This window comes from Streptomyces sp. NP160, from assembly GCF_006335115.1.
Classification (GTDB): domain Bacteria; phylum Actinomycetota; class Actinomycetes; order Actinomycetales; family Quadrisphaeraceae; genus Quadrisphaera.
Genome location: NZ_VDMJ01000050.1, coordinates 12,168 through 27,093, shown reverse-complemented (window position 1 = coordinate 27,093; position 14,926 = coordinate 12,168). Strand labels below are relative to the sequence as shown.

Sequence of the window (14,926 nt, the reverse complement as noted above, 5' to 3'; positions counted from 1 at the left end):
CCTCACGCGGGCGCGTCCGCCTCGGACCTGACGACGAGGAGCCATGGCCCGTCCCACCAGCCAGCCAGCCGCCGCGCACCAGCACCAGGCGCGGTCAGCGGCCTCCACCTCCGGTGAGGTCTTCCACGTCCTGTACCCCCGCGGCTTCCGCTCCGGAGGCCCCGAGGCGCTCCACCAGCTCGTCCACACCCTGCGCGGCCTGGGCGCTGACGCCAGCCTGGTGCCCGAGCCCGGCACCGAGGACGTCCCCCGCCACCCGGCCTACGGGCACTACGACGCACCGGAGGCGGCCCGGGTCGCCGACGTCCCCGGGTCGGTGGTCATCGCCCCGGAGAAGGCGCTGCGGCAGCTGGCGCGCTACCGGCACGCCCAGACCTACTGCTGGTGGCTCAGCATCGACATGGCCACGCCGTGGCGCGAGCACCGCCGCCGCCACGACCTGTGGTCGCCCGACGGCCGGCTGGTCGAGCCGTCGCTGCGCTGGCGCGCGAAGGCCGCGGCGCGGCACGCCGCCCTGCACCTGCGCGGCGACTACCGCCAGCTGGCCACGGTCAGGCACCTCGCGCAGTCCGAGTACGCCCGCGCCTACCTGTACGCCCGCGCCGACGTGCTGGCCACGGTGGTCGGTGACTGGACCCCGCTGGACGGCCTCGACGACACCGACCCGCCGGGCGGCCGCAGCACCGTCACCTACAACCCCGCCAAGGCCCGCGAGGCCGTCGAGGCGCTGAGGCTGAGGGTGCCGGAGGTGGAGTTCGTCGCCCTGGAGGGCATGACCCGCGAGCAGCTGGTCGCCGAGCTGCGCCGCAGCCTGGTCTACCTCGACCTCGGCTACCACCCCGGCAAGGACCGCATGCCCCGCGAGGCCGCCCTGTGCGGAGCCGTCACGGTGGTCGCGCGCCGCGGCTCGGGAGCCTTCCACGCCGACGTGCCGCTGCCCTGGGAGCACAAGGTCTCTCCCGAGGGCGACTTCGTCGGCAACGCGGCCCGCGTGCTGCGCCGCGTGCTCGCGGCGCCGGCAGAGGCGCGGGCGATGCAGGACCCCTACCGCGCGGTCATCCGCGACGAGGAGCGGCGCTTCACCCGCGAGGTCCGCGAGGCGCTGGTCGAGCACCGCCTCGACGCGCTCTGAGCACCGCCCCCGGGGGACACGCCACCCTCGTGCGGCGGATGGCGGGCTTCGCCGGGCTGCCGCTGCTGTCGCTGCTCGCGCCCTTCCTGCTGCTGCCGCTGCTGGCGCGGGTGGGTGGCCAGGAGGGGTGGGCGGCCGTCCTCCTGGGCCAGTCCGCCGGCGGCCTGGGGGCCGTGGTGGCCGGTCTGGGGTGGGGGCTGGTGGGTCCGGTCGCGGTCGCCAGGGCTGACGCCGCGCAGCGCCGGGAGGTGTACGCGCGCAGCCTCGCCTCGCGGGGCGTCGTGGTGGCCGTCGCGATGCCCGTGTGCGCGCTGGTCGCCGCCGCGCTCAGCGAGGAGGGGCACCGGTGGACGGCCGCCGCCATGTCGACGGCCATGGTGGTCGGGGCCCTCTCGCCGTCCTGGTTCTCCATCGGGATCGGGCGGCCGTCGGCCATCGCCGTCTTCGAGATCCTCCCCCGCCTGGTCGCGATCGGGCTGAGCGCCGTCCTGGTGCTGACCACCCAGCAGCTGTGGACCTACCCCGCGCTGCTGGCGCTGGCCACCGCCGCCGGGACCTGGGCCTACGGACGGCGGGTGGTCGGGGTGCGGGCGCGCCAGGTGCTGGCCGTGCGCGCCTGGGCCGAGGTCTGGCGCACCCGCGCTGCGAGCGGGACCGTGGCCGTCGGCGGCTCCTACAGCCAGACGCCCCTGCTCGTGGCCGGCGTGGTGGTCAGCGACGTGGGGCTCCTGGCCTCGTTCGGCTCGGCGGACCGGCTCTACCGGCTGAGCCTGACGGCCGTGCAGGCGCTCACCAGCGCCCTGCAGGGCTGGGTGGCCGAGAGGCCCGTGCTGCCGGGGGAGCGGACCACGCGGCGGATGCGCGCCGGGCTCGCGCTGCACGCGGCGCTCGGCGCGGCGGGCCTGGTGGGCTTCTCGCTGCTCGGGCCCTGGCTCTCCGGCCTGCTGTTCACCGAGGAGCTCGCCGCGGACCGGGCGGTGAGCGTGCTCGTGGGGGTCGCCTTCCTGGCGGTCAGCCTCAACACCGCCCTGGGACGGCTCGTGCTGGTCCCGCTGGGGGCCACGGGCACCGTCTTCACCAGCACGCTGGTCGGTGCCGTGGTCGGGCTGGTCGGCATGGTGGGCGCCGGGGCGGTCTGGGGCACCACCGGCGTGGCGGCCGGCTTCGCGCTCAGCGAGGTGGCTGTGACGGGCTACCAGGCGTGGGCCGTCCTGCGCCGCACCGCACTCGAGGGCCCCGCCCGTCACGGTCCGACGGCCGAGAGCCCTGGCAGCGAGGCGTAGACCTCGGCGTACTCGCGCGCCGCACGGGCCACGTGAGCGCGCTCCAGCCCCTCGAGCGCAGCCAGCCTGAGCCGGACGGCGAGCGCCTCGTCCGTGAGCACGGACAGCAGGGCGCGGGCCAGGTCGACGTCGTCCTCGGGGTCGACCAGCAGCCCGGCCCTGCCGCCGTCCAGCGCTTCGGGGATGCCGCCGACCCGCGTCGCCACCACCGGCACCCCGGTGGAACGGGCCTCGACGAGCACCAGCCCGAAGCCCTCCGCGCGCGAGGGCAGCACCACGACGGCTGCGCCCTTCATGTAGCGACGAGGGTCGGGGCTGAAGCCCTCGAAGACGGCGCCCTCGCCCAGGCCGAGGTCGTCGGCGAGCTGCTCCAGCTGCGGGTTGTCGCGGTTGCCGACCAGGTGCAGCCGCGCCGAGGGCAGCTCGCGGCGCACCCGCACCATGGCGCGCAGGAGGACGTCGACGCCCTTGCGGGCGTACAGAGCCCCGACGTAGACGACGGCGTGCGGGCCCAGGTCCACCGGCTGCAGGGCGTCGGCGGGGGGCAGCCGCCGGCTGCCCACCGTGCCGTTGAGCACCACGGCCGGTCGCCGCAGGCCCCGGGTCCGGCGTGCGACGAGGTCGCGGTCGGCGGCGCTGATGCTCACCACCCGCCGCGTCGTCCACATCAGCGGCGCGGACCGCTGGTAGGGGTTGTGCAGCGTGCTGACGCTGCGGGTGGCGAACCGCGCCGGTGCGGCGAGCAGGGCCACCGCCGTGGCTCGCACGGTGTGGACGTGGACGACGTCGGCGCGGCGCAGCACCGGCGCGGCCGCGCGCACCGCACGCTGCAGGTCCGACGGCCGGGCCGCCTCGACGCCCTCGACGAGCAGCACGCCGGCCCCGTCCAGCAGCGCGCGCATGGGCTCGTCGGCCCAGCGGCACAGCACGGCGACCTGGTGGCCGGCCGCCCGCTGCTCCAGCGCCAGGTCGACGGCCGCGTTGGTCACCCCGGTGCCGTCCAGCGCCATCGCGTTGGTCACGTGCGCGATGCGCAGCCGTCGCATGGGGCGCGATGGTGCCACGGGGTGGCCGGCGCGCCCGTGGGTGACCGCCTGACGTCCTAGGGTGGCCACGCCGTCCGCCGGAACCGCGCCGAGAGGGGTGCCCGTGACGACCCTGACACTGACCACCGCGCTCCTCGTGACCCTCGGCGCGCTGACCCGGCTGGGGTGGCCGCGGGCGCTGTCGCTGGCCGGCGCCACCGCGGCCGGCATCGCCTTCGCTCTGAGCGACCGGATCGTGGTGCCGACGTTCTACGCCGCGGCGATCGCGGCCGTCGCCCTCACCGTGGCGGGGGCGGCCCAGCGCCACGGCTTCCGCCGCCACGACGCGCCCGTCCCCGGCATGACGCCGCTGCTGCTGTTCGGGTTGTGGACCACGATGATCACGGCCCTCGGGGGCATCGTCTTCGCGGGGACGCCCGTGCTGGACGCCACCGGCCAGCAGACGCCCCTGGGCGCTGCAGGGCTGCTGACGACGTCGAACATCGCCCAGCTCACGTACCTGTGGATCGGTGTCGCGGTGTTCGCGATCGTGGCGCGCAGCCCCGCCACCGGCAACAGCGCGGTCGGCCTCGGGCTGGCGGTGGCGATGGCCCTCAACGTCTGGGCCCTGCTCCACCGGGACGCGGGCCTGCCCTTCCCGGAGGGGTTCTTCGACAACTCCCCGGCCTTCCGCTTCATCGACAGCGCCGAGGGCGGGGTGGTCAGGTTCCGCGGGATCATGCCCGAGCCGTCAGCGGTGGCGGGCATCGCCATCCCGGCGCTGGTCTTCGCCGTCGCCAGCCTGCCGCGCAGCACCGGGTGGAAGCGGCTGGGGGCCCTCGCGCTGGCCGGGGCCGCGCTCTGGATCGGACTGGCGTCCACGTCGACGTCGTTCATCGTCTCCGGGGTCGTGATGCTCGTGGTCGCCGTGCTCGTCGGCCTGCTGGGCCTGACCGTGCGGCGCGTCCACCTGCAGTCGACGACGTGGCTGGCCATCGCCGCCGTCGGGGCGGCGCTGGTGTTCGTGCTGCCGCAGCTCATGGACCTGCTGACCCAGACGCTCAGCGACAAGCTGGGCTCCTCCTCCTACGAGGACCGCTCCGGCGCCGACACCTTCTCCTTCGCCCTGGCGGCGCAGACGCTGGGCATCGGCGTGGGGCTCGGCTCCAACCGCCCCTCCTCGCTCCTGGCGGCACTCGTCAGCCAGACCGGCGTGCTCGGGCTGGTGCTGTTCGTGGCCTTCGTCGTGGCCGTCGTGCGGCCCGCCCTGCGCATCCCGTCGGTCCGGCCGGTGCTGTGGGTGGCCGTCGCGATGTTCCTCGGCAAGGTCTACAACGGGCCCGACCTGTCCGACTCGACCGGCCTGCTGTGGCTGGTCACGGGCACGCTGGCCGCCGCGGTGCTGCGGGACGGGCGGCTGCAGGTGCGCGAGGGCGAGGTCGTCAGGGCGCTGCAGCCGATGGTCCCCGTCGGGCCGCCGCCTCCCAAGCGGCTGCCCCGGCACGCCCGCGGGGACGGCGCGTGAGCAGCGACGTCGCCGTGGTCATCGGCACCTACGACGGTGAGCGGCACGTCGCCGAGCAGCTCGCGAGCGTGCTCGCCCAGACCCTGCCCCCCGCGGAGGTGCTGGTCAGCGACGACGGCTCCACCGACGCCACCCGCTCCGAGGTCGAGCGAGTCGCCGCCGGGAGCCCCGTCCCGGTGCGCTGGACCAGCTCCGGGGGCCGGCTCGGCTTCGCCGACAACTTCCTCACGGGAGCGGAGCGCACGCGGGCGCGCTTCGTGGCCTTCTGCGACCAGGACGACGTCTGGCACCCGACCAAGCTGGAGCGCATGCGCGCGGCGCTGGTGGAGCACGGCGCAGTCGCGGCGGCGCACGCCGTGCGGCTGGTCGACGACGCAGGCCGCCACACCGGCGACGACGACCAGGGCATCACCCGCACGCGACCCGCGGCGCGGCTGACCGGGGACCCCTGGCAGAAGTACTTCGGCTTCACGCTCCTCTTCGAGCGGTGGCTGCTCGACGTGGCGCCCCGCGATCAGCGCGGCCCCGACACGCACTCGCCTGACCGGCCCCTGTCGCACGACCGCTGGGTCTGGTTCCTGGCCTCCAGCCTGGGCACCACCGTCACGGTCGCCGAGCGGCTGGCGGCCTACCGGCAGCACGGCCGCCAGCTCTACGGCTCGACCGGCTCCACCGGCGGCGCCGCCGGGCGCCTCGAGGACCTGCGCGACCGGGCACGGCACTACGCCGCCAGCGCGGCCTCTGCCGGAGAGCGGGCCGCCTTCCTGGCCGACGTGTGCCGTGGGCGCGCAGACCTGCTGGCGCGCGGGGCCGTGGCCGAGCGCGACGTGCTCGACCGGGCGTCGAGCCGCTGGCAGCGGCTCGCCGACCACTACGCCGCGCGGGCGGACCTGCACGCCGCAGAGGGGCGCGACCGGCTCCGGGCGGCTGCGGGCCTGCTGGGGGCGGGCGCCTACCGCCCGTACCGCGACGGAGGGCTCGGTGTGCGAGCGCTCGTCCAGGACGCCCTCGGGGCGAGCGGCCTGGCGGCGCTCGCGACGGTCGCGGCGCGGGAGGCCTGACCGGTGACGGAGCCTCGCCTGCAGGTCGCCGTGGTCATCGCCACGGCCGGCCGGCCCGACGTCGTCGGTGACGTCCTCGCCGACCTCGCGGCCCAGACCGTGGCGCCCGACCACGTGGTGCTGAGCGTCCCCGACGAGCGCAGCCTGCCCACCGGTGGCGTGCCGGACGGGGTGCTGGTCACCCGCGCCTCGGGCGTCGCCGCGCAGCGCAACGCGGGCATGCGCGCGGTGCCCGGCGTCGACGTCGTCCTCTTCTTCGACGACGACTCGCGCGTCCGCGCCGACTTCGTCGAGAACGCGCTCGCGGTCTTCGAGTCCGACCCCAGCGTCCTCGCGCTCAGCGCCCGGGTGCTCCTCGACGGGGCCGTCGGCCCCGCTGTGACGGTGGACGACGCGCTGCGGGCGCTCGCGGAGTCCGCCCGGGACCCCGACCCCGCGGGCGGCCAGCCGGTGGCGGACCGCAAGACGCTGTACGGCTGCGGGTTCGGCTACCGCGTCGGCGCCACCGCCGAGCGCTTCGACGAGCGGCTGCCCCTGTACTCGTGGCTCGAGGACCACGACCTCGCCCGGCGGCTCCTCAAGCAGGGACGGCTGGTGACCGCACCGCAGTGCGTCATCGTGCACCGCGGGGTCAAGTCCGGTGGGCGCACGGCGCACGTCCGGCTCGGGTACTCCCAGGTCATGAACCCGTCCTGGTTCGTGCGCAAGGGAAGCTTCCCGCTGCCGCTGGCCGCTGACGAGATCGGCCGGCGCGTGGTGAAGAACGCCGTGCTGTCCCTGGGCGGCCCGGAGGCCGCGTGGCGCCGCCAGCGCCTGCGCGGCAACGCGCTCGCAGCGCTCGACGTCCTGCGCGGGCGGTTCACGCCTGAGCGGATCCTGCAGCTGTGACGTCCCCCGCCTTCGTCGCCGGCTTGGCCCGCTCGCGCGCCGCGCCGCGGACGTAGGGTGATCGGCCATGGAGTTCCGGCGCATCCAGGGCCTGCCCCCGTACGTCTTCACCATCATCGACGGGCTCAAGCAGCAGGCGCGACGGGCCGGGCGCGACGTGGTCGACCTGGGGTTCGGCAACCCCGACCTGCCCTCCCCGGCCACCGCCGTGGAGAAGCTGGCCGAGGCCGCGCACAACTCCCGCAACCACCGCTACTCCTCCTCGCGCGGACTGCCCAAGCTGCGCGAGGCCGTGGCCGGGCTCTACCAGCGGCGCTTCGGGGTCCACCTCGACCCGGACACCGAGGTCATCAACACCATCGGCGCCAAGGAGGGCTTCTCCCACCTCATGTGGGTGCTGCTCCAGGCGGGAGACGCAGCGCTCGTGCCGTCGCCGTCCTACCCGATCCACATCTGGGGGCCGTACTTCGCCGGAGCCGACGTGCGCCAGGTGCCGATCGGGCCGAAGGCCGCGAACGGCGTCGCGCACGACTACGTCGAGAACGTCATGGAGGCGTGGGAGTACGGCTGGCCCAAGCCCCGCGTCGTCGTCCTGTCGTTCCCGCACAACCCGACCACGGCGGTCGCGTCCAAGGCGGACCTGCAGCGCCTGGTCGACTGGGCCCGCGAGCGCGACGTGGTGCTCGTGCACGACTTCGCCTACGCCGACACCACCTTCGACGGCTGGAAGCCGCCGTCGATCCTCGAGTGCGAGGGCGCCAAGGAGGTGGCCGTCGAGCTGTACTCGATGACGAAGTCGTACTCGATGGCCGGCTGGCGCGTGGCGTTCCTCGTGGGCAACCGCGAGGTGGTGGCGGCCCTCGCCAAGCTCAAGAGCTACCTCGACTACGGCACGTTCCAGCCGATCCAGATCGCGGCCACGGTGACGCTCAACGAGGAGCTCGAGTACCCGCAGTGGACCTCCTCGGTGTACGAGTCGCGGCGCAACGCGCTGGTGGAGGGGCTGGAGCGGGCGGGCTGGCCGCTGGAGAAGCCGAAGGGGACGATGTTCGCCTGGGCGCGCATCCCCGAGCCGTACGCGGAGCTGAGGTCGATCGAGTTCGCCAAGCTCATCGTCAACGAGTGCGACGTGGCGGTCTCGCCGGGCGTGGGCTTCGGGCCCCAGGGCGACGACTACGTGCGCTTCGCGATGATCGAGAACGAGCAGCGCATCGCGCAGGCCGCCCGCCAGCTCAAGCGCGGCCTGACGAAGCTCGGCTGACGCCCCACCCCGCTCCGTCCCGCGACCGAGCGCCTCGTTGCCGTTCGGAGGGCCTCGGGAACAGCAGCCGGGCGCTCGGCTGCGCCTCGGGAGGGCGACGCGCCGGGACGCCGCCTCCCGCGATCGGGCTCCACCGGCTGCGAGCCTCGGAGCATGCGGAGGTCTGCGCTCACGGCGGTGCTGGCCGCCGCGGCGCTGGTGACCCCGCTCGCCGGAGCGCAGGCGGCCGTCCCGACCACCACCGCGACGGCGTCCAGCGGCCAGGCCGGCGCCCTGTCCGACGGGGCTCCGGGGGCCGGCCAGCTGGGCGCCGAGTGGTCAGCGAGCAGCGGGGACGCCGCCCCGTGGGTGCAGCTGACCTTCTCGGGCGCCCGTCGCGTCGCCAGCGTGCAGGTGTTCGGCTCCACCGCGGACGCGTTCGACCCGGCGCAGTCCACGGCCGCCGCCCTCTACGGCACGCTGCGCTTCTCCGACGGCTCCACCGTCAGCGTCCCCGGCATCGCCGCCGGTGCCGGGATGCCCACCACCGTCGCCTTCACCCCGCGCTCCACCACCTGGGTGCGTCTGGAGGTGCGCCGTCAGATCGGCACCGCACCCGTGGCCCTGCGCGAGCTCACCGCCTACGACGCCGGCGCCACCCCGCCGCAGTGGGCGGCTCCCGCGGGCTCGCCCACCTACTCCGCCGTCCCGCCCCGTGCCGACTGCGCCACCACCACGACGACGAGCGCCGTCGCGCCGCCGCTCACGGGCCGCCTCAGCCTGGCGTGCCCCACGCCCGGCTCGGGCGTGGACGCTGCGGCCACCGTCGTCGTCAACGCCCCCGCCGGCAGCGAGCTCACGGCGTGGCTGTCCGTCCCGAGCAGCTCGGCCCTCGACCTGCCGCTGCGCCGCGCGGCCACGGCCACCGCCGACGCCTCCGGCCGGGCGGTGCTCACCGCCGACGTGCGGCGGCTGCCCCAGGGCCCCTTCGCCGTGAAGATCACGGGGACGACGACGGCGGGTGCCGACCTCGACCCGCTCTACGCCCAGCTGTTCCGCGCCGGCGGGTCACCGGCCTCCACCCCGTCGGCGCCGGCCGGCTCCAGCCCGCCGGGTGGCATGACCCTGCAGTACGCGGACGACTTCGACGCCCCGCTGTCGATCAGCGAGAGCGGCTGGGGCACCCGGTACGCCGCAGTGAAGCCCGAGCCGTGGGGCGGGTCGCAGTTCGGCGACGCGCTCTTCGCCGACCCCGCCTGGGGCGCCGGCACGCTGGCCACCCTGCCCGGGGGGTACCTGCAGGTGCGGGCGCAGCCGATCGGGGTGCTCGCGCCGAAGCAGACGTGGGGGCAGGCGCACGCTGCCGGCATCCTGTCCTCGCAGCGCTGGGGCGGGTCCGGCTTCAGCGCGCAGCACGGGTACTTCGAGGCGCGGATGCTCGGTGCGCCCGGGCCCGGCTCGTGGCCGGCGTTCTGGATGCTGAACAGCTCCAGCGGCACCGGTCGGGCCGACGGCACCGCCGCCGAGGTCGACGCCGTGGAGCTGTACGGGCACGACACCGGCGCCGCCTGCCACACCACCCACAGCTGGGGCCCGAGCAAGGGCGGTCAGAAGGCGTGCCAGGGCTACCCGCTCGACTGGGCCGCCGAGTGGCACACCTACGGCGTGCGCGTGCTGGACGGCAGCGCGGAGTTCTACATCGACGGCCGGAAGGTGGCGAGCCTGGGCGAGCTGTCGCACACCGACGAGCCGTTCTTCTTCATGCTCGACCTCGCCACCGGCGGTGGCTGGCCCGTCGACCTCGCGGCGACGGGCCAGACCACCGACCTCTACGTGGACTGGGTCCGCGTCTACACCTGACGCGCCCGGCGGACCGCGTCAGGCGACCGAGCCCAGGTCGCCGCTGTTGAGGGCGTGCGCGTCCAGCAGCAGCTCCCAGGTCAGGTCCGGTGCCTCCACGGCCGTGCACAGGCGGCGTCGCGCGAGGTCGTCCGCGATCTGCTGCTGGTGGTCGTCGACGTGCTCGGCGCGCTGAGCCCGGCGCGGCACCAGCACGAAGGGCGTCCCCGACTCGGCCAGCTTGAGCGCCGTCGCGACGCCGGCGTGGCTGATGACAAGGTCGGCGCTGGCGATGGCCGCGTCGAAGTCCGCCCCGGACATCTCTGCCCGCACGTCACCGGGCAGCCCCTCCCGGGTCGTGCAGCCGAGCTGCCAGGTGATCCTGCACGGACGGCCGGCCGTGGCGCTGAGCACGCTGTCGACCAGGGCGTCGAACCGGTACGGCCGTATGGTGCCGAGGGTCACGAACACCTCGAGCACGTCCTCGGCGTCGCGAACCGCGCCGCCCCTGGCTCCGCTGGGGGCGTCACCGGCTCCGACCCGTGCGGGAGACCCGTAGGCGTCGAGGACGCAGACGTCGTACAACCACGACTCGTCGGACCAGCGCGAGTGCTGGGTCAGCACCTGCACCCCCGGCACCCGGCGCAGGATGCGCCCGCTGAGCGACGGCCCGTCGAAGCGGGAGATGCTCTCGACGTAGTAGGCGCGCCTGCCGGTGAGCACGGCGAACACCAGGGCGGGGACGGCGATCGCGGCGCCGGTGGAGATGACGGCGTCCCACCGGGTGTGGGTGACCGCTGCGAAGATCTGCGGCAGGGACCGCAGGAGGGCCCACCCTCCTCGCGGACCGACGTACGGGAGGAACGTCGGCTCGGTGTGCGCCAGGAGGCTGCGGCTCTGCGCGTTGCTGAAGGTGACCCAGTGGGAGTCCCCCCTGGCCGAGATCAGCGACGCGATGAGGTGGGCCTGGGTGAGGTGGCCTCCCGTGCTCGCCACGAAGAGGTTGCGCTGCCCCCTCGGCAGGATGTGTCGGCGCGCCTCGTCCACGTGTCCCCCGGTCGTCGTTCTGGCCTGCGGTCAGGCGTTGGGGCGCCCGAGCGCGCGGTAGGTGAAGCCCGCCGCGCGCCAGGGAGCGGCGTCGAGCACGTTGCGGCCGTCGATGACCTGGCGCCCGCGGGTCAGGGACGCCACGTGGGTGGGGTCGAGGCCGACGTACTGGGGCCACTCGGTGAGCAGCAGCACGACGTCGGCGCCGCGCAGGGCCTCGTCGGTGTCCTCGGTGTAGGTGAGGTCGCCCCACAGGCGCTGGGCGTTGGCGACGGCCTCGGGGTCGGTGACCACGACGTCGGCGCCCTGCAGGCGGGCCTGGGCGGCGATGGAGATGGCGGGGGAGTCGCGCACGTCGTCGCTGTGGGGCTTGAACGCGGCACCCAGCACGGCGATCTTGCGGCCGATGAAGGAGCCGCCGCAGGCCTCGCGGGCCAGGTCGACCACCTTGGCGCGGCGGCGCATGTTGATGCTGTCGACCTCGCGCAGGAAGGTCAGGGCCTGGTCGGCCCCGAGCTCTCCGGCGCGGGCCATGAAGGCGCGGATGTCCTTGGGCAGGCAGCCGCCGCCGAAGCCGACGCCGGCGTTGAGGAACTTGCGGCCGATGCGGTCGTCGTGGCCGATGGCGTCGGCCAGGACCTTGACGTCTCCGCCGGCGGCCTCGCAGACCTCGGCCATGGCGTTGATGAAGGAGATCTTGGTGGCCAGGAAGGCGTTGGCCGCGGTCTTCACCAGCTCAGCGGTGGCGTAGTCGGCGACGAGCACGGGGGTGCCGGCAGCGATCGGGCGGGCGTACACGCGGCGCAGCTGGCTCTCGGCGCGCTCGCTGAGCACCCCCAGGACGAAGCGGTCGGGCGTGAGGGTGTCCGTGACGGCGTGGCCCTCACGGAGGAACTCCGGGTTCCACGCCAGTTCCAGGTCGGGGGCGCGGTCGGCCAGCACGTCCGCCAGTCGCGCGGCAGTGCCGACCGGCACCGTGGACTTGCCGACCAGGAGCGCCGGTCCGGCCATGACGTCCGCGAGCGACTCGAAGGCGGCCTGCACGTACGTCGTGTCAGCAGCCAGCTCGCCCTTGCGCTGGGGCGTCCCCACGCAGACGAAGACGACCTCGCAGCTCTTGAGGTCCGCGACGTCGGTGGTGAAGGTGATCGACCCGTCGGCCTCGCCGCCGGTCACGCGCGCCAGCAGCTCGGGCAGGCCGGGCTCGAAGAACGGCGCGCGTCCCTGCTGCAGGGCGGCGAGCTTGCGCTCGTCGATGTCGAAGCCGACGACCTCGTGCCCGAGCTCGGCCATGCACGCGGCGTGGACGGCTCCGAGGTAGCCGAGCCCGACCACACCCACCTTGACGACGTCGCCGCCGGGCGAGTGGGGGAGCGGACTGGTGGTCGACGCTGCGGACGGTGGTGTGTTGGTCACGGGTAGCACCTCTCTGACGTGGACAGCATCGCCGCCGCGGGTGGTTCGCAGAAGATCTCCGCCAGGGGACCGTCCACGAACCACCCGCTAGGAGCAGGGCCAGCCCTTCTAGAAACCGTGGTGGAGGGCGAGGTCAGCGACCACCCCCCGTCGCGGAGCACCATAGGGGTTCGGCAGGGGGTTGGACGGCGCGCACAGGGCGATGAGCAGCAGCACCGGCCCGGCCAGCGGGATGAAGCCCATGAAGTAGTACGTGCCGGAGCGCCCCGAGTCGTGCAGGCGCCGGACGGTCACCGAGAGCATCGGCACGACCGACGCCGCGATGACCAGGAGGGTCAGCGGCGTCACCGGGACGCCCAGCACCCCGACGAAGAGCACCGAGTCGACCACGGAGGCGACGACCGCCGCCGCGAAGTAGGCGCCGAAGAACCACCACAGCTCGGACCGGGTGGCCCGGCCGCTGAAGACGGCGTACTGGCGGAGGGCGGACGTGACGGCCTGGACGGGGGGCATGGCTTCTCCTGGGGTGTCGAGCGGGCTGCGGGCGAGGGCGTGGAGTCGGGGTCAGGCGGGTGTCACGGCTGCACGCCGTCGTAGAGGCAGCCCTCCACGCCGTCGTCGACGCCGTGCTGGAAGAAGTCGATGCGCTCCTGGGCGCTGCCGTGCGAGGTGGTGTCCGTCCAGCCGGTCTCGTCGGCGACGGCCTCCAGGCCGGCCGCGAGCTCCTCCTCGTCGCCCTCGTCCCAGGTGAGCAGGCCCTGCTCGGTGGCCTCGGCGAGGGTGGCGCCGGCGAGGCAGTCCGCCTGCAGCTCGGTCCAGGGGGCGGTCCAGCCGGGCTGGCGCTGCTGGATGCCGTGCGCCCACTCGTGGGCCACGACCATGTAGACGAAGGCGTCACCGATCTGGTCGGTGCCGGCGTAGAGGAGGTCGTCGCTCACCGCGACCCAGTCCTCACCGACGGGCTCGCCGCAGTGCAGCGCGTTGGACGGCGTCAGGGCCTCCTCGCCGGCGCACAGGTAGCTGTCGACGCCGGAGGTGTACATGCCCTGCACGCCCTCGGAGCCGGTGTAGACGAGCGGTGCGACGTACTCCTCACCGAAGTACCACTCGTAGTTGTCGGCCCAGTACTGGTCCACCACCACGATCGCGTCGGTGAGCTCCTGCTCCGGGCTGACGTCCTCGGCGGTCGGCGTCGCCGAGGCCGGGACGGCGGCGGCGACCACCGCGCCGGCGGCGGCGAGTGCCGTCGCGAGCCCGCGGCGGGCGGTCCGGCGGTGGGTGCGGGTGGCGGTGGCGGACATGGTGGGGAGGTCCTTCCTCACAGGGCCCCGGTGGCTCTTCCACGGGGTCGTCTGGCTGACGGGAAGAACCTGCCGGGGGCCGCTTGCACCCGACCTGCAAGCGCCTTGCGCCGATCGGGGCAGCGCTTGCAGAGATCGCAGAACCGTGCGCTGACCTGCGCAGATAACGGTCAGGACACGGCGGGTCACGGTGTGGACACGACACGCTCGCGACACGCCGCGGGCCGTTCCGCAGCGGGCTCGCGCACGCCGACCATCAGTGCGTGATCCTCCTCGCCGTCGCGCTGCTGGCCCTCGTCGTCGTCGGTGTCGTCGGAGTGGTGGCGGTGGGTGTCTGGGAGTCGCGGACGTCCGCGGCCGCCCCCGCCCGCCCCGCCCTCATGGAGGTGCTCGACGAGGTCCTCGCCGAGCACCCCGAGGCCTCCGCGGCGCCCCGCCCGGTGCGCGCGCTGCGCGCCGTGCTCGCCGCTGCCTGACCTCCCCCCGCTCCGCCGGCGGCCCGCGGCCCGCGCGCAGACAGCGTCGTCTGCTCGCGGACCGCGGGCCGCCGTCGCACCATGCGGGGGTGAGCCCGCACCCCGTGAAGCCGGTCCCGCTCCCGGCTCGTCCCGACCAGGAGTCGGTCTGGGACTACCCCCGCCCGCCGGCGGTCGCCCCGTCCTCGAAGCGGGTGGTGGTGGCCTTCTTCGACGACGACGGCGGGGGAGCGCTCGCCGAGACCACCGGCGCCGTGCGCGTGCTGGAGACCAGCCACCCGCCCACGTGGTACCTGCCCCGGGCCGCCGTGGACGCCGCGCGCCTGCGACCCAGCCGCGCCGCGCAGACCACGTGCGAGTTCAAGGGCCGCGCCACCTACTGGGACGTCGTCACCCCGTCCGGCGACGTGCTCGAGGCGGAGGCCTGGAGCTACGAGACGCCGTCGCGGGGGTTCGAGGCGATCGCGGGGATGCTGTCGCTGCGCCCGGGCCGGCTGGTGTGCTCGGTGGACGGCGAGGTGGCGCGACCCCAGGAGGGCGGCTTCTACGCCGGCTGGATCACCGCCGACGTGGTCGGCCCGTTCAAGGGTGGCCCCGGCACCTGGGGCTGGTGATCCCCGGGGGCGCTGCGGTCGCGGAATGTCACAGGTGCGTCACGGGGGCTTGCCAGGAGTGGCCTCCTCCGCCTAACTT

14 protein-coding genes are annotated in these 14,926 nt (G+C 74.7%); 9 read left to right on the top strand and 5 right to left on the bottom strand.

The features are described from left to right. The first annotated feature begins 43 nt into the window (after positions 1–43). Both FHN55_RS20700 and FHN55_RS20695 read left to right on the top strand, forming a co-directional pair. Positions 44–1,132, top strand: a complete 1,089-nt coding sequence (locus FHN55_RS20700; protein WP_139714304.1) for a hypothetical protein — start codon at positions 44–46, stop codon at positions 1,130–1,132. 38 nt (positions 1,133–1,170) lie between these two features. Continuing rightward, complete coding sequence (locus tag FHN55_RS20695) at positions 1,171–2,415, top strand: lipopolysaccharide biosynthesis protein (RefSeq protein ID WP_139714303.1); 1,245 nt, start codon at positions 1,171–1,173, stop codon at positions 2,413–2,415. Here FHN55_RS20695 and FHN55_RS20690 read toward each other — a convergent pair. Beyond that, entirely contained in the window at positions 2,376–3,461 is a 1,086-nt protein-coding gene (locus tag FHN55_RS20690; protein WP_180357985.1) for a glycosyltransferase family 4 protein, read from the bottom strand. The genes FHN55_RS20695 and FHN55_RS20690 overlap by 40 nt on opposite strands. A gap of 103 nt (positions 3,462–3,564) precedes the next feature. On the opposite strand from FHN55_RS20690, the gene FHN55_RS22950 reads away from it, so the two are divergent. The 5 genes from FHN55_RS22950 to FHN55_RS20670 all read left to right on the top strand — a co-directional run bounded on the left by FHN55_RS22950 (position 3,565) and on the right by FHN55_RS20670 (position 10,014). Continuing rightward, the gene (locus tag FHN55_RS22950) at positions 3,565–4,965 is read left to right on the top strand and encodes a hypothetical protein (RefSeq protein WP_180357984.1); all 1,401 of its coding nucleotides are present in this window, start codon (positions 3,565–3,567) and stop codon (positions 4,963–4,965) included. Next, on the top strand, positions 4,962–6,026 hold the full coding sequence (locus FHN55_RS20685) for a glycosyltransferase (RefSeq protein WP_180357983.1): 1,065 nt from the start codon (positions 4,962–4,964) through the stop codon (positions 6,024–6,026). Before FHN55_RS22950 ends, FHN55_RS20685 begins: the two co-directional genes overlap by 4 nt. A gap of 3 nt (positions 6,027–6,029) precedes the next feature. After that, on the top strand, positions 6,030–6,914 hold the full coding sequence (locus FHN55_RS20680) for a glycosyltransferase family 2 protein (RefSeq protein WP_139714300.1): 885 nt from the start codon (positions 6,030–6,032) through the stop codon (positions 6,912–6,914). A 67-nt stretch (positions 6,915–6,981) separates the two neighbouring features. Then, positions 6,982–8,175, top strand: a complete 1,194-nt coding sequence (locus tag FHN55_RS20675) for an aminotransferase class I/II-fold pyridoxal phosphate-dependent enzyme (protein WP_139714299.1) — start codon at positions 6,982–6,984, stop codon at positions 8,173–8,175. A gap of 153 nt (positions 8,176–8,328) precedes the next feature. Beyond that, positions 8,329–10,014: a family 16 glycosylhydrolase gene (locus tag FHN55_RS20670; protein ID WP_139714298.1), complete on the top strand. Its 1,686-nt coding sequence runs from the start codon at positions 8,329–8,331 to the stop codon at positions 10,012–10,014. Between the two features lie 18 nt (positions 10,015–10,032). Here FHN55_RS20670 and FHN55_RS20665 read toward each other — a convergent pair whose 3' ends face one another. The 4 genes from FHN55_RS20665 to FHN55_RS20650 all read right to left on the bottom strand — a co-directional run bounded on the left by FHN55_RS20665 (position 10,033) and on the right by FHN55_RS20650 (position 13,757). Continuing rightward, the gene (locus tag FHN55_RS20665) at positions 10,033–10,989 is read right to left on the bottom strand and encodes a glycosyltransferase (RefSeq protein ID WP_139714297.1); all 957 of its coding nucleotides are present in this window, start codon (positions 10,987–10,989) and stop codon (positions 10,033–10,035) included. 81 nt (positions 10,990–11,070) lie between these two features. After that, entirely contained in the window at positions 11,071–12,375 is a 1,305-nt protein-coding gene (locus FHN55_RS20660; RefSeq protein ID WP_218974893.1) for a UDP-glucose/GDP-mannose dehydrogenase family protein, read from the bottom strand. Between the two features lie 189 nt (positions 12,376–12,564). Further along, on the bottom strand, positions 12,565–12,969 hold the full coding sequence (locus FHN55_RS20655; protein ID WP_139714295.1) for a DUF805 domain-containing protein: 405 nt from the start codon (positions 12,967–12,969) through the stop codon (positions 12,565–12,567). A 62-nt stretch (positions 12,970–13,031) separates the two neighbouring features. After that, positions 13,032–13,757 carry a hypothetical protein gene (locus FHN55_RS20650; protein ID WP_139714294.1) on the bottom strand — a complete coding sequence of 242 codons (726 nt, stop codon included), beginning with the start codon at positions 13,755–13,757 and terminating at the stop codon, positions 13,032–13,034. A 263-nt stretch (positions 13,758–14,020) separates the two neighbouring features. On the opposite strand from FHN55_RS20650, the gene FHN55_RS20645 reads away from it, so the two are divergent. Next, positions 14,021–14,233 (top strand): hypothetical protein, encoded by a 213-nt coding sequence (locus FHN55_RS20645; RefSeq protein ID WP_139714293.1) that lies wholly within the window; start codon positions 14,021–14,023, stop codon positions 14,231–14,233. A gap of 89 nt (positions 14,234–14,322) precedes the next feature. After that, positions 14,323–14,847, top strand: a complete 525-nt coding sequence (locus FHN55_RS20640) for a DUF427 domain-containing protein (RefSeq protein ID WP_257571174.1) — start codon at positions 14,323–14,325, stop codon at positions 14,845–14,847. The last annotated feature ends 79 nt before the right edge of the window (positions 14,848–14,926 follow it).